We start from the raw sequence: 18399 nt of genomic DNA on the forward strand, positions 1-18399 counted from the left end.
TGAGAATGATTCTCTGTGCACTAGTGTATAGGAACGTTGTTCACGATTGCTACCGTTTAAGGGATTATAATTAACCAAATCAGGAGCATCTGTGCAGAATACGGACTTACATCTTAATACCGAAGAGACGCTGCCTGCCGCTGATCAGATATTCTCCTGGACGCACACCGAACTTTTTGCGGAAGGCTGCCGAGAAATGACTCACATTACCGTATCCAACCCTGGAGGCTGCTTCACTTACAGTCATACTCCCTTGTTCCAGCAGCTGCTGCGCTCTCTGCATCCGTTGTTCGATAACGTAAGCATGCACGGTATAACCAAACATTTCCTTAAAGCCCTTTTTCAGCTTAAACTCATTGAGGCATATAATGCGAGAAAGGCCTGCAAGCGTTGGCGGGTGCAAATAATCACGCTGCAAAATCTCCTTAGCGAGCCGCAGGCTCTCCATATCCTCTCTGGACAGCTTGACCGAGCACGGAATCCGCTCTGCTTCATATAAAGATTCATTGAGATAGACAGCCATTAGCTCCAGCATTTTGCCCTCCAGATAAAGTTCACGCATGCCATGGCTATAGGAACAATCCGCAATCTGCGACAGAATGAAGCGGATGGATGGTGTGATGTTATTTTTTCCAAAAAACAAACCCGCACCAGCTCCAATGCGAAGCCGTGTATCTTCGGTCAGACCACTGGTCATCCGCTCAAATTGTGCCGGGCTCATATCTATGCTGATGAATCGGTACCCCGCCCCACTCAGGTATGTGCAGTTTTCACTTCTTACCCCGCCATGAAACAGCGCAATTTCTCCCGTATCTATAATAAAATAGTCCGATTTCAGCGAAGTCCCCCACTCAATGCCATGCCCTATGCAGAAAGCCAGCTCCGTACGCGGAGTGCTAAAATTGCCCTTTGCTTCGATATCCCGATTAAACCGGAGATTAAAATCTGTCATCTGGATATACCCATGGCTAAGCAGGCTGCGGCAACTGCCTTCCCCTATTTCGACTGGGGGTTTAATCTCAAAATGAGCCCCATTAAAACGGTAATTATAATCTACCCCTTCACATGTAAGCGTCTTATGGGCATCAATCGTTTCTGCTTCTTTCAGTCCATTGCTTCGCTCCATGCTCATCCCTGCTTCCTCTTACTTTGGGTTAATTATATATGCAATGAGAATGATTATCAATTAAACATTACGATTTCCTCTTCGTTCAAACTGAGCAGTTGGGCAAATAAGCTGGAATATAAACAAAAAACCTTCCCCACCCCGAAGGGTGAAAAAGGCTTACACGCATCACTTCAAAGACATATCTAGCATTCCTAGCTATTCTCGTTTCTTGCCAACTGCACCAAGATAGATAACAAATTCTTCATCGCCGTCTAATTCTAAAATCTCATCTATCAACTTTTGATCATAGATTCCAATTGCGCAAGCACCTGCACCGATGGATTCGCTGGCTAAATAAAGGTTCTGGCAGACATGTCCAACATCGATGAGGATTTTTTTGTGAGCAGAAATATCGTACTTCCATTCGGAGCGGTAGGGTGTGGTACTCCAGGCAAACAATACAGAAGCCTTTTTGGCAAAGTTAGGGACAAAGGGCTGATCCAAAGTAATAGCATCAATCTTTTGTTCAAGTTGATCTAATTCAAACATAAATAAGAGCTTATGTTCCACAGGCAGATATCTGTAGATCCCTTGCCCAATACCCTCTACACGCATAATCATTAAATAGGTTTCAAAGGTGTGCGTCGCCCCGCTGCAGGGTACAGTCCGCAGCGTAAGTCCGTTCTTATTCATACCGCTAATCCCTTGGGTAGCCCATAATAAATAGGATAACTCCTCCAGACTCACAGTATCCTCAGAATAGAACCGTGTACTTCTTCTTTGATCTATACAATCAAAAATATTTTCTTTACTCACAACGTCTTTGCTGACCTTGGGCAAATCAATAATTAGTGCATCTGAATCAAATGGCTTAACAATTGGCGGTTGTGCAATTCCCTTGATCTTATCTGTTTTGATATGTTTGAATTCATGAAAATTGGATTTCAGAAAATTTCTTTGTTGTTCATATCTGGTCATAACAGATCCTCCTGAACTACCTTAATATCTCTAATTTATCATGTCATAAAAATCATACGGTGATCTAACTCACTCTTCAGTTGTTTTGGTGAGTAAACAAAAAACCTCCCTTTGCCCCGAAGGGCAAAAGAAGGCTTAAACGCGTCACTTCCGAAGACATGGCCAGCTATATTTTCAGCTCCCCAAGCTTGATCAGCTCGACAACCGCTTGTGAACGGCCTTTAACGTTTAGTTTTTGCATTACATTGGAAATGTGGTTTCGAACTGTTTTTTCGCTGATAAATAATAAGCCAGCGATATCACGAGTCGTTTTGTCCTGCACGAGAAGCTCAAAAACTTCGCGCTCACGATGAGTCAACAGAAATTTGCTGTGGTGTTCGTTCCCCTTCAATGGTATAAATCGCCATTTATCCATAAGCGCAAGCAGTGGCTGACAGCGGTTTTGATTGGGTTTCAGTCTCTCATGTTGCTTCGTGATATCTATAGCAAAATGCCTTTGGTATTCTATGGTACAGCGCTATTTATCGGTATTCTAACACCAGAAATAACACCAAATTGCAGCCCTGAAAAAATAAAAAAAGCAGGAGTCATTCTCCCTGCTTTTCATCGCCTGTTCCATTCATCCATTTTACAAATACTTCTCTCGATACCTTGATCAGCCGCCCCACTCTCACCACATGGAACTGACCTGAATTGCAGAGCTCGTATGCCTGCTTCTTGCCAATTCCTAAGTAATTTTGTATATCAACAACTTGTAGCACCGGTGGCAGTTCCCTGCTATTTTTCTCTTCAGCTTCCATTTGATCACCTCACTATATGCTTACTCGGATAAACGCTTGTTTTATTACTCCTGCTGGTTTGCTGTATTCTCTGTTTCCTTTTTGCCGTCTTTGATCACCTGTATATTAAGGGCCAGCGCAATCTTATAGAATGCCTTCCATTTCAGCTTGTAATAAGTGGTCTCTCCAATCGGCGGATCGAAGGCGTCATTATACACGACATAATCAAAGTCACAGTCTGTATTAAGGTATCTTTCCGAAATCAGCAGCCGTTCTCTCCTGGGGAGTCTGCTAACCACCCTCTCTATCCGCTCACAGTAAGCTCTGCGCGCTGCGGGCTCATCAGCATTATAGATAGCTATGTTTGCCGTCTGATCACTGACTGTTCCTGTGAACCCCTTCGGAGAGTCTGACCACGCCGCCGTTGTCTTTGCTTCCCGATCCTCGAATATAGTTGATTTGAATATGCGGTATTTCTCTAAAGCAGCCTCAACGGCAGTCTGTGTCCGCCTTCTGTCCAATTCAGGCAACTCAAACGACATCTGTGTCACTTCATCACCTCTATCTGTAAAGAGAATCCCCCGACCGAAGCCGGGGCGTATATCATCTTAGAACGGCAGATCGTCATCACTCTCAGGGATTTTAGGACCATCATCAGCACCAACTTCTGCTTCAGCGAGCTGTTCAATCGTGAGTTGATCCTTGTCTTCCAATTCAATAGTACCGTCCGGATTAACCTTGCCTCGCACGCCCTCTCTTGGCTCCTCACGATCCTCTTCATCGTCATCACCTCGGAACTCTTCGATGCTCATTTGAGATTCAGCGATTTCCAAGACCACATCTGATCCAGCCTTCCGATAGAATTCATAGGAGTTTTCAGAGGATGTGTCACCCTTGACGATGAACTCCAGTACTGTCTTCTTGGCATCCTTCGTACTCTTACTGAACTCGGTTGTCAGGGACTGCTCCACACCGTCAATACTCAACACAACCACCGATCTCGTCATAGCATTAAGCTCAGGCTTCTTCTCGTCATCACCCTTTACGTGGAACTGTACAAGTTCCTTTTTGGAATCCTTCGTTTGCTTATTGAAATGCGCTGCTATTTGAATTTTCATTTATAATTGCTCCTCTCAAATTTGGGTTTTATGAGAAAATAACGACTGCAGCTAGTGCCAGAATCCCTGCAATGCAGATTGCAGCCATATGCATGCTTCTTTCTCTGTTCCAGTCATTTTTGTCTATCGGAAATCCTAAAGATACTATGATTACAATTGCAAAGATGATCTTAATCCACATTGGTCTCAGCCCCCTTATAAGTTCAGTACAGCCAACCCTGCGGCCTCCGCTGTCGCTAAGTATTGCGGTCGTTTCGGAGTCCTGACGGCCGTTATAAGTTCAGTGCTGCCAATTAGACATCAGTCGCCCACTCTATGGCGTCTAAGTTGGCAATGAGGGCAGATTTCCCGATCGCCTCAGGCACACTCTTACTAACTGCTTGCCCCCGTCCAATACGTACCTCGACTTCTTTCGCCAGATTGTTCATCTTCATATCCCATGACCATCCTGAGTCTTGCATGTGTTCCAGCACTACCCAAGCTGCAGATATATCCGAACTGTACAAAGGAATGTCCCGGTGGATCGTCTTTTCATAGTCGGCTAAATAGTATCTCGGTAGCTGCGGCAGTTGACCATCAACCATATTCAGCCCCATTACCAACTCAGCGATTTTAGCATCCAGCAGCCGCCCAGGCTCCATCGCCAGTATCTCTTCCCTTGTGAGTGTCATTGGTTATCTCCTTCCTCAACCGCCTCATAGGTTTCTGCGAAAATATCAGGCTTGCAGGGATACAACTCGCCTTTCACGCCCTGTATGATCCAGTCACCGTCACTTACGGTCATGATTCCTTCCAGCGTTTCAATCATCAACTCTCCAAAATGTCTGCTCATTGATTTTGCAGCCATTCCATTTAATCCGCCGAAATGTTTCAGAACATCATGCATCATCATAGTTTTTTTGTGCCACTGAATAGCTTCTATCTCCACAGGTTTCTTTCTATACTTTGGCATGTCTATTCGCCCTCCTTGGATTCCAAATCCGGTCTGCACTCTGAACACCATTCATATCCTTCAACAGGCTTATTTCTTCCACAACGGGCACAAGACTCTTCGTTAAGCCAGTCTATCCCCTCCTTGGGTGCTGGGGTATCTGGGTAAAGGGAATTAAATTTTCTTTTCAACAACTTTGCTCGAGTTAATCCAGCAGCCTCTAAATACATGATTTCATTTTCCACCATTTCTTTCAGCCGTTGTTCCCGTTCTCCGCGCTCTTTGGCTTCTTGGAGCCAGTATTTCAAAAGTACATAGGGAGGTTCGTAATTGTTAACGTTGAGCAAAGGTCGTGGATTGTTTACTAAAAATTCAATATCGTCAAACATCGTTGCTCGATCCCAGTCCTTTTGCCAGTCCCTTTGTGTCATTGGGCTTCCTCCCCCATCTTTTTGACCTTGTTCTCTAATTCATTTACCTTATCTACCAGTTCATTTACTTTATCAATGAGTGCGTTACATACATCTCCAAGAGCTGCTACATCTTCACGCGAGTTATGGAATATACCTGAACTTTGGGGTTTTCTAATTTTGATGCGTATTTTTTTAATCAATGTATATCCTCCTTGTGGGAGAGGAGGGCTATTAACCCTCTCTGTCCCTGTATATACTGCTGTGAATTAGTTCTGTCTTTTGTTCCACGCTTCAGTTGCTTCTTCGCGGCTTTCGTACAGATAAACGCCTAATTCCGCCCCGTCTGCCTCGTAAACAGCTATCGGACAATTTTCATTTTCTTCATGCGCATGTGAAATCCTAAATGTTAATCCAGACCACGGATCAAGTTCATACTCTTCATCCCGGCTATTTCCTTCTGCGTCGCTAACCGTTATTTTTGCTATTCCTCCACAAAATGGGCAAGATTTAAGGTTTTCTATGTTACTCATTCTTTTCATCCTCTCAATGTGGTGTTTTCGTCTACTCTGCCTTTGGGAGAGGAGGGATACTCCTACTCCCTTAATGATCTGAATGATCTCTTACGGCTCGCGCCTATTCGGTCGTTACGGTGGCCTGTCGGCCTAGTGCATCATCTCTTCGTTCTGCACATTAGCAAATAAATTGTAATTGCCCATCCGCAGCTTCCGTTAAATCTGTTCCGTAGTCCTCGTTTATGATAACTTCGAATATTGCTTCCAACATTTGTACAACAATGCTGTTACCAGCTAAAGCGTACAATGTTCGACTCCGGTAGTTTGGTTTGACAGGGAACTCTTTTAGCATGAGATCGAAGTCCGCATCATCAAATCCCATCAGCCGCCAGTATTCACGCTCTGTTGGGTACCGGTACCGCCCATCACTCAACTTTATGACTCCTGGGCTTGGGCATCGGTCCGGGCGCTCGGTTAATGTAAAGAAGTGCGACCTCACGGTCTCGACGTACCGGAACTTAGATTTATTAGCCTCGATCTCTTCCTGAGTTGCCAGGTCGGCCAGCCGGTTTAGCATAGAAGGGATGCTGACGATATACTTTTCAAGATCAATTTCACTTTCAGCCTGCAAGAAATCTTCTATAGGACGCAGAGGCCGTTTTTCTAATTTGGAAAAATCAAAGGTATGGTCACCCAAAATAGAAATGCAGAACAATCGTTCACGGCTTTGCGGTATACCAAAATCCATTGCTTGGAGCACTTCCGAAGAATTCCGATAGCCCATCCTCTCCATTTCTATCAAGTACTCTTTAAAAATAGGCATTTTACTTTGGAAGGTTGCTCCCTTGACGTTCTCCCAAATGACAATTGCAGGGCGCCACTCTCCCATTTCACGGATAATCCGAAGTGTCTCAAGCATTAGTTGAGAGCGCCCTTTATCGTCGTTCAGGTTGGCTACTGAGTTATCTTGGCAAGGGCTGCCGTGCACCAGGATGTCTGGCTTTAGATCCCACGCCCTTACGTCCTGAGTGCGATAACGAAAAGGATTCATGGCATTGTAGGCTTTCACACGATTTTCTTTCCACTCCACATAATCAATGGTTTTAACCTGTTGGCCTAAATTTTTCAGAGCCTTAATGTCGGCCCCTATGCCCCCGAAAAGCGAAAGTAATTTAATCAATGCCAATCCACTCCTTCCTGAACCGTATACGTCTACTGCTTACTACTAAGCGTGATATATGCCGCCTCTGCCCTCTCTCGGGGGCTGGCGTTACAAAAGTCTGCCGCAAGTTCCAAGCTCACAGCATCTAAATAAAGGCATGACTTTCCGAGCATGATATAAGAAAGATTTCCGATATATAAGGTCTTTTTCTTGGAACAGGCTGCTGTCTGTATCTCTAGAGAGGCAGCTGGGTCTCCAGCATAGTCAGGCACATAATCGGACCACTGATGGTCAGGTAATTCTTTGGACCATCCATCATCTGGCTTTCTAGCCCAAATTCGCTCCGTCTCTACGATTTGGATATTCGTCCACCCCATCAACTCCGCCAGCGCCCGGTTAAGCTGCTGGTCTGTCTTATCCTTTACCTGTGTCATGACTTGACTCCCTCCATTCCGAGCATGATAACTCGCTCGCCGATCCCTTTTCCTGTTATTAGGATGCCTTCAACCTCTATTGACTTACTGGGCAGATGAGCAACCTCATACCCTTTATTGCGAATTGCTTCTGCTAATGGTCCGATCATACTTGGCAGGATACCTATAGTGTCGTATCCACCACCCTTGACCAAAACCGTTATTACGATTGGCTTTTCTTGGCTCATGCCTTGTCGCTCCCTTCCTTATTTCCTATGGTTTCTTGGAAATCTGGGCTAGGATTCTCCAGCAGCCATTTGTATATCATTTTCCGCGCTTCCTCATTCCCAGGAATAGTAACCTTTAATTCCACTTCACTCTTAAACAGGTCCATAGCATCCATCAGGACAGGTAGTAGGCTAGATAGGCGCTCGTTTTCCGATTGTAAGGTGGCTATGGTCTGCTGTGCCTCTGCCAGCTTCCTCTCTGCCGATTCCTTGAAAACTCGTTGACGTCCAGCTTCGTAATTTGCCTTTTCCAAAAGCATGCGTTTTATTTCAAGTGCATTACCTGTATCGCCATGCTTACGCTCTACCTCTTCTAGAGCAGTCCGAGCGGTTTTCACATCTGATATTAGCTTTACAATATAGCCACGTGCTACCATCCCTTCGTACTCCGGTTCAATGGCATATCCTTCGCCATCTGTAGGCATCGTCCGATACTCACGACTCAATTCATCTAATTGCTCATTCGTGAAATAGGGCTTGATCTCTTCTATCCGTTCTGGTGTCATAGGATTAGTCATCGTCCGTGTCATCGTCCTCGTTATATAGATTGTCTGGGTGTTGGCGGCTGTGGCGTATGTCCTCAAGCATACAAAGGATTGTCGCGTGCTCGGATAGCATGCCGGCGCGCCCAGAGTATTTGAGCCTATTCAGTTCGTTTCCTCCACCGCGCCGCGGCTTCGTACCATGCTTCTCAATCCTACGGAGCTTCCGACGTAGATACTGCCGCCGCTTATCCATACCTTGCAAGAGCAGTTCAAGTGTTTCTTCAGCAGATCTCATTCCTAATATCCATTGGATTGACGATCATGGTTTACTTTGTTCTTGGCTGTATAGGCAGCTGTAATAACATCAAAATCCCAACCGAAGCCTACAAGACCAATAACGATGAATACGTACCAAGCGTTTGCAAACTCAAACTCTTGCTTGGTCTTTCCCAGCTTTTGTTCAATCTTTTCGTCCTTGCCCTTTTCCATGTAAAACTTCATCAACCAGTACATAACCTCAAGTAAAGCTCCACCGATTCCACCGTCCAGTCCTTTTGCCCGCGTATCCTCAATTGCTTCTTCCCAGATACCAAGATGTTGCGACCAGTCCTTTTGCCGTGCGATTGATAAAAAGAAGTGCAGGCAGTCTACGTATTCTTCGAGCAGTGGATTAAGAACCTTGCCAGTTGTTCCACACTTTCCGCAATGAACGCGCCCACCTTCGAACCAAAAACCTTTGCCGCTGCATCTGTCGCAATCAATTTTTGCGCTGTACCCATGCTTTGGTTCTTTTCGATCACTCCAATGCTTGAATCCGCGCCATTCATTCGCCAGTTCTCCGATTTCTACCTGAAGAGCTAATATCGTATTAGGCAGCAGGTCAATGCCTTCAAGCCCCTTTTCCTCGATGATCCGTGCATCCAGCGCCTTTTGCATTTCATACATTTGTTCAAGTGTTAATGTGGATTCCATTGTTTATCTCAGCTCCCTACCATCTACCGATTTTTGTTAGGTCGTTCATAAATCGTTCTTCATCCATTCCTACACCTGCTAAATGTTGGATATAGATGTGGCTTCGGAGTAAGAAAGTTCCTTTCAGACCAGGGACAGAACCAGAGTGGTAAAAATACTGTGTGCAGTCTTCTTTGAGATAGAAACCCATCCCGCAATGAACTTTAAAACAATCGCGAAGGTGTGAGATGAAATTTGACCATTCTTTTTCAGCAAAAGACATGCTACCGTTTTTGTACCAGTCCAGCGCTCCCCAGTTCGTGTTATCATCTGGATCAGCTGTTCGCATGTTTTCACCATGCTTCTTTTCAAGATGTTGTTCGTATGTCAAAAGCGCTTCGTGATATATGTGTCCGTGGTAAAAAAGCTCTTGAACAGTTGGGTTATAGATTGACTTGTTCACTTTGATCAACGCTCCTTTAGCTTGTTGGCTTCCTTCTCAGTCAACCAGTCGCAATATGCTTGGCAGTCTTCTTCTGTGCGGAAATAAACGTTGTAATGTGTTTCTTGGATGGATTCAAAACATTCTCCTGAATAAATGATCCTTGGTACACTTGATCCTCCCAGGTACTCCAATTCCATGCCATCTGCGTCCGAGTATGGTTTGTACCAAGCCATAAACTTGCCATTTCTAAACTCAAACGATGAGCAGATATGCGTTCGTGGCGCATAAAAAGAAATGTTATTCTTACAAATACACTCCTCCATCATTTTCTTTCCTGACGGAGATAAGAATTGAATACGTCTAAGAGCATCGCACTTGTCACATTTCGGACCACTCTTCCAATTCATTCGTGCTGTAAATAGCTCCATTTTTGAGTCACCCATTAATTCCAAGAGTCGTTCACGTCGAACCTCGTTTTTTAGATTTCGTTTTTGCATATCCAATTCAACAATCTTTTGGTTGTAATCTCGCTTGATCGTTTCAAGGTTCTGTTTAACCTCTTGCAGTTCAGCGTTCTCCTTCCGCAACCGTTCGATCTCCGCTTTATGTTCATCCTTGACAGCCTTCATCAAGGATTCTTTGAATTCGTCTACTTGCTGTTCGAACTCACTAGGCTCATTATAAAAATCGTTATCGTAATAGCTCATCTTGGATACACCGCCTTGATTTTGTGATTGACCCTTTCACGCCGATGAGGTTGTCTGCGCTGGATCTCAGCTAGGGCAGCATGCTTATGCACTAGGGGCGCGCCGCTATCGTGGTACGCAATCTCATAGAGTTGAGGGAGAGTCGCTTTTTTCCAGTTCAATCCTTCCGCCTCCTTAAAACAAGCACGTTTGTTCTGTATTTTGAGCGTGACTGCCCGCCGCCGCAGGCTTCCCTGTGCGTTTGTTCGTTTTTGATTTACTCTTTGGCTTGGTCGGTGTTTCATCTGGATAAAGGATGGCTCTTATTACGTGCTGTTGATAGGATGTGAATAAGTCCAAAGGATGTCCATTGCGGACTTGATGCAAGGCTTGAGCAATCCGGGCTATGATATATGCATCCGTAACATTGTCGCTCTTGTGTGCATAGTCGTAATGTTCCAGAACTCCGGCAGCAATGAAACTTTTCTTTTCAGAATGTGGTACCCGCTGATTCCGATTCACGAACTTTTTAGTGTGTTGGACATTGATGTCAACATGATTCAATCCTTTTCTTAGAATCATGGTTCGCAATCCGCCGTGGATCATTCCAGTAGTCACACCCATGTCTGTCTTGAAGGCAGCCTTTTCAATCGCAATAATGTCACCAGGTTTCAAGAGTCCATATACTTTATTTTCAAGTGATACCAGCATCCCAATGCTAATTCCTCCGGGTTCTCTCTTCCCTTCGCCTCTAAGGTCCGTTTCAACAAGGACATTTCCCTCTTCATCCAGTGCTACAAATCCAGTTGTTGTGGCGGGGTCAATTCCTACGAAGCGGGTCACTTCACCACCCCCGAAGCTTCCTTAGAGAACGGCATGTGTTTTTTTCTAGCCTCAGCAACTACTTCTGCCGCCGCTTCTTTTGAATCATAGATCCCTAAATATGCTTGTTTGCCATCAATTCTTAGATTAGCTTGCCATTTTTTTGTTTTTTTGTGGAAACAAACTCCTCTAAAACCTGAACTGTTATTGCATTGAATTGTTCTGTTTTGAAGATTCTGCTCTCTCGTGCATGGGCGTAGATTACCATCCGTATTGTTAAGTGGATTATTATCGAAATGATCCACTTCGATTTTCGGGTCATCAATCCTTAATATCCATCTGTGTAAACAGATTGTTTTAGATGGCCCGCCGTTTCGAGGGGGATGACCAGTGACGTAGAACGCCTTACGTAAAGGACACCATGATGCATGCCATTTGTTTGGGAAAGACAAGGCAGACTGAAGTTTATTTGTGCTTATAATGGTCTCCATATGCTGACCCTTGCCTTCGATAAAGATCGCAGTAGTGTCGCCTCTGATCTCATAACCGTTATTCATGATATCCTCACTCCTTCCGACTACAAGGAATCAAGTAAATGATGCTCATATATGTTAATCGTGCAGAATATGCGATTCGCTTTTTATAGTAAAGGTGTGTTTCTTGTTTCACTGCTTCAAAGTGTTCTTGACACAATGGCACTAGCGCCCATGTATGTGTAGCTTCTGAATGGCAATTAGGACATTCACATTCATTCATCTATCATCCCTCCTATTTGAATTCTTGATATGAAACCCCTGCAGCCTTGTATAGCTTGATGCGTCCCGGGTCTGCAAGAAGCATCTGACCGCGTTTATATTCATGAATGCGCTGCTCAACGAAGTCATAAGTGCGTTGCAGTTTGTGTCGTTCTTCCGCTGCCAGCGTTAAAGGATCATCCAATAGCTTCGCCTTTTCGAATAGCCATGCAAGTGAATTTTCATAAGCTTCATCGTCGGGTATTCTTCCATCCTTACTCATGATGTGAGTCCTTTTTCTTTCCGTTCTTCTTTTATTTTTGCAGTAATGTTAATGAGTTGTTGGCATGCCTTATCAAACACCATGCTAACTGTGCCTGTACCAACGTTCCGCCCTTTAGCCACAATCAGATCAATCAGTCCTTTTCGATTGCTATCGGCATTGTAATAATCATCGCGGTACAAGAAGATCACCACATCAGCATCGCTCTCAATGTTTCCGCAATCTCGTATGTCGGACATGAGTGGTCGCTTATCATTTCTTTCATCCACCTTGCGGCTCAGTGCGGCTAAGCATACAACCGGGACGTGGTATTTTCGTCCAATCTGCTTTAATTCGTAGCTGATGTACTTATACATTTCACGATCCGAAGCGAATGGTTTTTCGCTGCGTAAGTGTTGTAGATAATCAACATAAAGCGTAAGTTTCGGAAACTTTTGAATCAGTTTGGAAACTTTCCGGCGGATCGATTCAATTGTCGGGGCTGAAGTATCATCAATAAAGATATTCCGCCCTTCAATAAGCTCAGCACCAAATCCGTAACGCTCCCAGTCCCGTTCAGTCATTCTGCCGGATTTCATATGTGCCAGCTCAACGCGGCTGGAAGCTGCAATCGTCCGTTCAAGAATATTCATCTTGCCGTCTTCTCCTGAAATGAGCAGGGCAGCTGATCCGTCCGCCGTAGATGCCAGCATATCATTACAGATAAAGGCTGTCTTACCAACCGATGGTCGAGCGCCTACAACAATGAAATCCTCTTCCTGATGTCCCTTGGTCAGATTATTAAGGTCATCAGAACAGCTTTTTCGCCCAGTGATTCCTCCTGGATTCTGGGAACGTTTAATGAGAAGTGAAGTGTGACTCTTAATTAAATCAGATACCCGCACTACTTCTGAGCCACTGGATGTCTTTGCCTGTATAGCTTCAATCCGTACAACCTCGTTCTTCATATCTTCCAGTGATCCGCGAGAATATTGTTCACGTGCCACCCGCTCAATTTCGCGCTGGACATGAGCTTCGTTGACTATTCCCATGTAGTGCTTAAACATTGCAGCTGATGTTTCTGGAACGCTCTTTGAGATATCCATCAACGCTACGCCGCCACCAACCTTTGAAAGCTTATCGCCCCAATGATTAATCAAATCAGGGATATAAAATGGATCTTCTCTGCCTGAGAATTGATCATAGGCGTATTGCAGTACCTGAAGAATCAGTCCATTGTCCCATTCAGGATTGAAGCTCTCTTCGCTCAGCACGCACTCTTCCATGAGAACCTTCTTCTTCATAATCGCTCCGAGAACGTTTATTTCAGCTTCGTACAAGTAGTTGTAATCATTCAAGGTTGTCGTCACCGCCTAACGTTCGCTTATTCTCTAAACGCTCCAGCAGTTCGTGAATATGGTCCGGCATTGGTATAACCTCGTTGCTCTCGTGGTACTCCAGCAGCGCAAGCTGTTCCTGCCGTCTCTCCTGCGCCTGTATGTCGTAAATGGATAATTGCGGTTTGTTGTTGATGATGTCCGCTATTTTCGGTTCAAATTGACTGGTATCAATGTGCTTATCCAATGCCTGGACAGCTTGCTCAATTGTTATCCCGTTTGCAGACAACCGTTGTTGCCATAACTGAGCGGTTGGAGCGTTAATGACGTTCCCGTAATCATCCTCCTCAAATATGTTAACGAAGGCGGGGTATGCTATTTGGATTCTCGATAGAAGGGCTGCCGTCTGTTCGAGCGTTATTACCAAGCTCAACACCCCCTGTAAATAATTTTTTCATACCTTTAAAATTGCTGGTTGCCTGCTGCGATTTGTTTTTATATCCGTCCTTTTTCTTGGTAAGGTAATCTGCGTATCTTTCCCGAACCCATCCGCCTTTTTTGAAAGTGGCATAATCGCTCAAATACGGCTTTCCGTTTGAAACCTTGTATGAACTGAGCGTTTGAATCATCCACGTTACCGCTTCTTCTCCCAATTCATTCACAAGTTTTTCGTACTCAGTTTGTTTAAGCCAGACTTCGTCATCGAATTCAACCTTATCAACCCGGCTTTTTTTAACTTGAGCCTCGGATATTTTAGGCATCTTCTTCCCCCCTATGGGTTTTAAACATTCTTCTTTAATACCTTTTTCTTTAATACCTTTTTCTTTCTTTGGTTGCTGTGCTGGTTGCTCTGCTGGTTGATTGGGAAAGCCCTGCTGGTTGCTATCGTCCTCAAAGCCTTGCGGGGCAAGGGGTTCTGCTGGTTGCTCTGGAGAATCCTGCTGGTTGTTCTGCTGGTTGTTCTGCTGGTTGTTCTGCTGGTTGATTTCTGGCACATATTCGAAGGAATAAATAGTGAATTTATTGTGCTTTTGGGTCACCTTTATGAAGCCTTCATCAACCAGCTTTTTGACCAATGTCTTCAACCTTTGCTCTGAAATATCAAGCCTCCGACTCCAAGCAGGACGTCCAAATATGAACTCTTTTTGATGGATTATTACCTCAATGCCTTCGATAGTTCGCTTTTCAGGCTTATCCGAAAACCGAGCGATAAAGTACATTTCGCAGAAGACCATCCAATAGTCTTTATCACGCCTTAGCCAGTGGTTTTGCAACTCTCGTCCGATCTGGATGTAACCACTCATACTACCTCACCTGCTTTACTTTAAAAGGGCAATTTGTCATCCCCGTGCCGCTGAAAGTGATCAAAGATCCATTCAGTCAAACGTTCAGCGTCGTTTCCCTCATCTGCTACAGGAGGCGTGCCCATCCAGCACTTAATAATTTCAGTTACCTCTGATCGAATATTCGATGGAACATCCTTCTCCGGCTCTGGGGCTTCGGTGTATCCATTGACTAAGGCTGATAGAAAAATCATTACTCGAACTTTGCCTTGCTCTGTTCGACCGTGCTCCGTCCATTCTAAAAGTTCGCTCACTCCATAGTGTTCTTCGTCCTCATCTGCAGCCGTGAAAAACCTATTCGCTATAGCCGAATTTGATATTCCTTTAATAATTAATTCATCAAGTTCAGCAGCCACTTCCCTTGGTAGTTGTACTTTCTTGCTGTTACGCCAAGATTCCAATTCCCACTCTAGCTGTTGAATACGTTCCTTAAGCGCTCCGATATGAGGGGCAAGGTTTATGGCGTATTCACCATTACGAAGTTTCTCATTTTCCTTTTTTAGTTCACCAACCATCAAGCCGCCTTCTGCAAGTGATTTCTCAAGGCTCTTTCGTTCCTGATCCCATGACTCTCTGCGATCATTGATGTATTTTTCTAGATTTTTTATAGTTATCCCAGCGTTAGCTAATCTCTCGGTCAAATCTTCATTGTGTTCAACCAAGTCTGACTGTGCAGGTAAGTTACTGATTTCGATGTAATTTTCATATGGAACAATCACCCCTGCGGCTGGACCACTTATTATTTGAGCTGGTAGATTTGCTGCTTTAGGAAACAAAACGTTGAGTCCACTTGTATAAATTAAGCGTGCTTCATACACACCTGGGTTTAATCCTTTAGCCTGTTTGAAAACCTTTATTTCAATTGGCATCTGCTGCACCTCTATTTCATAGTTTTTTGATTCTATACTTCCGATCCTTGCGATCCCTGCCGCTAGTCAGCTCACCATAACAGCGAGGACATACCCAAGTGCGTCCAATGTATTCCTCGCGATCTGGGTTGATCTCTTGACCACATACCTTGCAATCTGGACTAAGGACGTGTATCTCTACTTGTACGATGGGTTCATTCCTCATAGAGCTGATCCCTGAAATCTACCGCCCACTGTTTGCCATCCTTCGTGTAATCAATCCAGTTGTGGCAGGTCCCAGTATTAACACTAGGACCACAGAGCATCGCCACATCCTTCACAGTAGTTTTACCGTCGATCTGCCAGCGCCTGATTAGATGGGCACACTGTAAGCCTTTGATGCTTCCACAACGCTCACAGCGACCACCTGATCGTTCCATAGCCGCGTTGTATACCTCGGATGTAATCTTGCCTCGCTCTTTGGCGGTGGGCTTATTTCGTTTATGGTTTGGCTTCTTCACTGGGTGGAAACCAAAGGCGCTCATCAGTAAAGGCTCAATTCTTTGTGGTGTTTTATCCGAGTGATCTTCTTTGTCATTCGACAGTACTCGCATTTTTCGCAGCGCACTGGTTCTGTTTGACCAGACTTGACTGCTTTGACACGCTCGATGTGGTTACCAACGATTCGAAGGTGTGCAGCGATATCATCAAAGTCAAAATACAAGATATCGTGGTCCGGTGGGTCTTGCTTGGTTACAACAACCATGTGTGGGAGCAGCCACTCCTCTTGTTTGCGTCCAGATACTCTCCGCTCAACCTCGGCATAAACGGACATCTGAATGATGTAGCCGTAGTGATCAAGGAAGTTCTCATAAGCCTGAGCCTCGCGGTTCCAAAACTTCCCGTCCATCTCTTTCATGGTTTTTAAATCAGCGAAAATTTTATGTTCAGGTTGGTAACTGTCCAGCATGACCTTCCAAGGGATACCGAACATTTCCGTGGTCATTATGACCTCTTTCTTTCCAGCCAGTGCCTTCATTACCAAAGGATCGTTCTCTAGGACCTCGATCATTTTATTGCAGTGTTGAAAGTTTGATTTAAGCTGTCCTGCTGTTGGGCCCCTGCTGCTGTATAGATCCGGATTATCTGCTTTGAATTCATCGAGTTCATTTGAGTTCCATGCATGAACATAGTGTCCTTCCATAAATGCCATGACTGGAGGTTGCACATACTCCCCGTTGATCTTTGCCATAGCCTGAGCCTCGCACCCTCCATAGGAAGGTAGGAAGCTCTTAAATTGCGAAACAGACATATAATGACGATTTGCTTCATTAGAAAAATAATTTTCTCGATTAAGTTCCACTTCTGGCGCCTCCAGTCGGTAATTTAAGTTCTTCACTACTCCATCCGCGATTGATCCTATGAATCACTGCTGAATACGAGATACAGTACTTTTCAGATATTTCTTTGGCTGTGAGTAGCTCGCCATCGACCATATATTTTTTATTGTTTCTTCTGTTTAGCGACTGGACTTTAGGTGTTGCCCATCTGCAGTTATCGAAATAGTAGTTTCCGTTGGGATCAATCCTGTCTATCGTTGTATTTTGTTCTCCGTTCGCTTCGGCGTACGCTAGGTATGACTCATGCATATCATTCATAAATCCCTCGAATATCTTCCACTTCTCGCAAACTGAAATTCCGCGACCACCATAATTTTCATATGCGGAATTTTCTTCCCTTGTTGTCCTGTCGATCATATCTCTCCAACATTGATAAAACCTTGTCTTTGACAGCCCGTGGGTCGTATTTGAAAGCTTTGCTGTCTCTCTTCTTAAACATCCACAACTCTTGGTATGACCGCTTTTAAGGTTGTAATCAATGACCGCTTTTTCTTTTCCGCAATCACACTTGCAAATCCATTTGGTAGACTTACTTCTTTTCTCAGAGATGCCTATCACAAGAAGCCTACCGTACTTCCTACCAGTCAGATCACTCTTGAGCGAGCCCATCAGTCGCGCCCTCCCCGACCTCTGTAAACTCTCCGTCGATCACAGTTGCTTTAGGATTCAATGGGCTCTCTTGTGCTGGCTTTTTATCTTTATTGAATTCAAAATCCCCGCCGTCTTCAAATGCTTGCTTCGCCTCAATGGTGTCAAAGTCCAGTTCAATATTTTTGCAGAGCCTCCGCAGGACCGTCTTCTTGTACATTTCGCTTGTAGTGACAACCCACGCCTTAGAAAACTGTCCCGTGTCTTTGGACTTTTTAGAAAAGTTCTCCTTAATCTTTTCGATGTCCTTAACACTCATGGTGTCGTAGATCATAGAACCATTTTCGAAAACAGCTACAGCAAAGGCTCCCAAAATCTCTCCATCATTGAATGGTAACGGCTTGAAGTTAATAGTCTGCTTGCCCTTTTCAATGAGTTCTTCGAACTCGTCTCCTTCCCGTACTACCTTGGCATATATATCCTTGATCCGATTTAAACTGTATTTTTTGGCAAGCTTAACCTCACCCTTATAGTCCGTCATGAATTCGACTTTGCCGCCATAAATGATTGCGTAGCATTCTTTATTGAAGAAATCCAAACCGAGGAATGCACCCTTGAGCATGGTTCGGGCTATACTCACTGGATCAGCCTTTTCAATTCCATAAGTGTCCTGCAATACAGTCATGCAGTTTTGTAAGAACCGGGTTTTATTAAAGCTGGAAGGCATTGCATCTCTTTCGGAATCGATCAATCTTTCCAGATTGTTGTGTATCGTGGCTAACTGATTGTTTGACATT

At 44.5% G+C, this 18399-nt stretch carries 32 protein-coding genes; all 32 read right to left on the reverse strand.

Annotated elements, in window-relative coordinates; translation table 11 throughout:
- Positions 1–106: 106 nt before the first annotated feature.
- The gene (locus MKX34_RS26425; protein ID WP_076103689.1) at positions 107–1132 is read right to left on the reverse strand and encodes an AraC family transcriptional regulator; all 1026 of its coding nucleotides are present in this window, start codon (positions 1130–1132) and stop codon (positions 107–109) included.
- A gap of 192 nt (positions 1133–1324) precedes the next feature.
- Positions 1325–2086 carry a SagB/ThcOx family dehydrogenase gene (locus MKX34_RS26430; RefSeq protein ID WP_036679680.1) on the reverse strand — a complete coding sequence of 254 codons (762 nt, stop codon included), beginning with the start codon at positions 2084–2086 and terminating at the stop codon, positions 1325–1327.
- A gap of 166 nt (positions 2087–2252) precedes the next feature.
- Positions 2253–2477: a LuxR C-terminal-related transcriptional regulator gene (locus tag MKX34_RS26435; protein WP_019908812.1), complete on the reverse strand. Its 225-nt coding sequence runs from the start codon at positions 2475–2477 to the stop codon at positions 2253–2255.
- 196 nt (positions 2478–2673) lie between these two features.
- Entirely contained in the window at positions 2674–2886 is a 213-nt protein-coding gene (locus MKX34_RS26440) for a helix-turn-helix domain-containing protein (protein WP_076297153.1), read from the reverse strand.
- A gap of 44 nt (positions 2887–2930) precedes the next feature.
- Positions 2931–3407 carry an ArpU family phage packaging/lysis transcriptional regulator gene (locus MKX34_RS26445; RefSeq protein WP_076297194.1) on the reverse strand — a complete coding sequence of 159 codons (477 nt, stop codon included), beginning with the start codon at positions 3405–3407 and terminating at the stop codon, positions 2931–2933.
- A gap of 66 nt (positions 3408–3473) precedes the next feature.
- Positions 3474–3983 carry a hypothetical protein gene (locus tag MKX34_RS26450; protein WP_076297154.1) on the reverse strand — a complete coding sequence of 170 codons (510 nt, stop codon included), beginning with the start codon at positions 3981–3983 and terminating at the stop codon, positions 3474–3476.
- A gap of 28 nt (positions 3984–4011) precedes the next feature.
- A complete protein-coding gene (locus MKX34_RS26455; RefSeq protein WP_155986620.1) occupies positions 4012–4164 on the reverse strand; it encodes a hypothetical protein in 153 nt (50 codons plus the stop codon).
- A 112-nt stretch (positions 4165–4276) separates the two neighbouring features.
- Positions 4277–4654 (reverse strand): hypothetical protein, encoded by a 378-nt coding sequence (locus MKX34_RS26460; protein WP_076297155.1) that lies wholly within the window; start codon positions 4652–4654, stop codon positions 4277–4279.
- Complete coding sequence (locus tag MKX34_RS26465) at positions 4651–4935, reverse strand: hypothetical protein (protein WP_076297156.1); 285 nt, start codon at positions 4933–4935, stop codon at positions 4651–4653. Before MKX34_RS26465 ends, MKX34_RS26460 begins: the two co-directional genes overlap by 4 nt.
- Positions 4936–4937: 2 nt before the next feature.
- Positions 4938–5345: a hypothetical protein gene (locus tag MKX34_RS26470; protein ID WP_076297157.1), complete on the reverse strand. Its 408-nt coding sequence runs from the start codon at positions 5343–5345 to the stop codon at positions 4938–4940.
- A complete protein-coding gene (locus MKX34_RS26475; RefSeq protein ID WP_076297158.1) occupies positions 5342–5527 on the reverse strand; it encodes a hypothetical protein in 186 nt (61 codons plus the stop codon). Before MKX34_RS26475 ends, MKX34_RS26470 begins: the two co-directional genes overlap by 4 nt.
- Positions 5528–5593: 66 nt before the next feature.
- The gene (locus tag MKX34_RS26480; RefSeq protein WP_076297159.1) at positions 5594–5857 is read right to left on the reverse strand and encodes a hypothetical protein; all 264 of its coding nucleotides are present in this window, start codon (positions 5855–5857) and stop codon (positions 5594–5596) included.
- A gap of 160 nt (positions 5858–6017) precedes the next feature.
- Positions 6018–7025 (reverse strand): DNA cytosine methyltransferase, encoded by a 1008-nt coding sequence (locus MKX34_RS26485; protein ID WP_305953668.1) that lies wholly within the window; start codon positions 7023–7025, stop codon positions 6018–6020.
- Positions 7026–7051: 26 nt separating this feature from the next.
- Positions 7052–7435, reverse strand: a complete 384-nt coding sequence (locus tag MKX34_RS26490; protein ID WP_076297161.1) for a hypothetical protein — start codon at positions 7433–7435, stop codon at positions 7052–7054.
- On the reverse strand, positions 7432–7662 hold the full coding sequence (locus MKX34_RS26495) for a hypothetical protein (RefSeq protein ID WP_076297162.1): 231 nt from the start codon (positions 7660–7662) through the stop codon (positions 7432–7434). Before MKX34_RS26495 ends, MKX34_RS26490 begins: the two co-directional genes overlap by 4 nt.
- Complete coding sequence (locus tag MKX34_RS26500) at positions 7659–8231, reverse strand: hypothetical protein (RefSeq protein ID WP_339203798.1); 573 nt, start codon at positions 8229–8231, stop codon at positions 7659–7661. The genes MKX34_RS26495 and MKX34_RS26500 overlap by 4 nt, the downstream gene beginning before the upstream one ends.
- Positions 8212–8481, reverse strand: a complete 270-nt coding sequence (locus MKX34_RS26505; RefSeq protein ID WP_076297164.1) for a hypothetical protein — start codon at positions 8479–8481, stop codon at positions 8212–8214. Before MKX34_RS26505 ends, MKX34_RS26500 begins: the two co-directional genes overlap by 20 nt.
- 2 nt (positions 8482–8483) lie before the next feature.
- On the reverse strand, positions 8484–9158 hold the full coding sequence (locus tag MKX34_RS26510; RefSeq protein WP_076297165.1) for a dUTP diphosphatase: 675 nt from the start codon (positions 9156–9158) through the stop codon (positions 8484–8486).
- Positions 9159–9174: 16 nt separating this feature from the next.
- The gene (locus MKX34_RS26515) at positions 9175–9600 is read right to left on the reverse strand and encodes a hypothetical protein (protein WP_076297166.1); all 426 of its coding nucleotides are present in this window, start codon (positions 9598–9600) and stop codon (positions 9175–9177) included.
- Positions 9601–9605: 5 nt separating this feature from the next.
- A complete protein-coding gene (locus MKX34_RS26520) occupies positions 9606–10289 on the reverse strand; it encodes a hypothetical protein (protein WP_076297167.1) in 684 nt (227 codons plus the stop codon).
- A gap of 174 nt (positions 10290–10463) precedes the next feature.
- Positions 10464–11111 carry a hypothetical protein gene (locus MKX34_RS26525; RefSeq protein ID WP_076297168.1) on the reverse strand — a complete coding sequence of 216 codons (648 nt, stop codon included), beginning with the start codon at positions 11109–11111 and terminating at the stop codon, positions 10464–10466.
- Positions 11108–11647, reverse strand: a complete 540-nt coding sequence (locus MKX34_RS26530; RefSeq protein ID WP_081384008.1) for an AP2 domain-containing protein — start codon at positions 11645–11647, stop codon at positions 11108–11110. Before MKX34_RS26530 ends, MKX34_RS26525 begins: the two co-directional genes overlap by 4 nt.
- A gap of 211 nt (positions 11648–11858) precedes the next feature.
- On the reverse strand, positions 11859–12107 hold the full coding sequence (locus MKX34_RS26535; protein WP_076297169.1) for a hypothetical protein: 249 nt from the start codon (positions 12105–12107) through the stop codon (positions 11859–11861).
- Positions 12104–13456, reverse strand: coding sequence for a replicative DNA helicase (locus MKX34_RS26540; protein WP_339203802.1), 1353 nt, complete (start codon positions 13454–13456; stop codon positions 12104–12106). Before MKX34_RS26540 ends, MKX34_RS26535 begins: the two co-directional genes overlap by 4 nt.
- Positions 13437–13850: a hypothetical protein gene (locus MKX34_RS26545; protein WP_076297171.1), complete on the reverse strand. Its 414-nt coding sequence runs from the start codon at positions 13848–13850 to the stop codon at positions 13437–13439. The genes MKX34_RS26540 and MKX34_RS26545 overlap by 20 nt, the downstream gene beginning before the upstream one ends.
- Positions 13780–14727, reverse strand: a complete 948-nt coding sequence (locus MKX34_RS26550) for a hypothetical protein (RefSeq protein WP_076297172.1) — start codon at positions 14725–14727, stop codon at positions 13780–13782. Before MKX34_RS26550 ends, MKX34_RS26545 begins: the two co-directional genes overlap by 71 nt.
- Positions 14728–14747: 20 nt before the next feature.
- Complete coding sequence (locus MKX34_RS26555; protein ID WP_076297173.1) at positions 14748–15635, reverse strand: hypothetical protein; 888 nt, start codon at positions 15633–15635, stop codon at positions 14748–14750.
- Between the two features lie 16 nt (positions 15636–15651).
- Positions 15652–15840, reverse strand: coding sequence for a hypothetical protein (locus MKX34_RS26560; protein WP_339203805.1), 189 nt, complete (start codon positions 15838–15840; stop codon positions 15652–15654).
- Entirely contained in the window at positions 15830–16135 is a 306-nt protein-coding gene (locus MKX34_RS26565; protein ID WP_339203807.1) for a hypothetical protein, read from the reverse strand. Before MKX34_RS26565 ends, MKX34_RS26560 begins: the two co-directional genes overlap by 11 nt.
- 23 nt (positions 16136–16158) lie before the next feature.
- Complete coding sequence (locus MKX34_RS26570; protein WP_076297175.1) at positions 16159–16977, reverse strand: PD-(D/E)XK nuclease-like domain-containing protein; 819 nt, start codon at positions 16975–16977, stop codon at positions 16159–16161.
- Positions 16967–17623 carry a hypothetical protein gene (locus MKX34_RS26575; RefSeq protein WP_076297176.1) on the reverse strand — a complete coding sequence of 219 codons (657 nt, stop codon included), beginning with the start codon at positions 17621–17623 and terminating at the stop codon, positions 16967–16969. The genes MKX34_RS26570 and MKX34_RS26575 overlap by 11 nt, the downstream gene beginning before the upstream one ends.
- Positions 17604–18398 carry a RecT family recombinase gene (locus MKX34_RS26580; protein ID WP_076297177.1) on the reverse strand — a complete coding sequence of 265 codons (795 nt, stop codon included), beginning with the start codon at positions 18396–18398 and terminating at the stop codon, positions 17604–17606. The genes MKX34_RS26575 and MKX34_RS26580 overlap by 20 nt, the downstream gene beginning before the upstream one ends.
- Position 18399: the final 1 nt, after the last annotated feature.

Origin of the sequence: Paenibacillus sp. FSL R5-0636 (assembly GCF_037974255.1) — a bacterium.
GTDB classification, from domain to species: domain Bacteria; phylum Bacillota; class Bacilli; order Paenibacillales; family Paenibacillaceae; genus Paenibacillus_AQ; species Paenibacillus_AQ odorifer.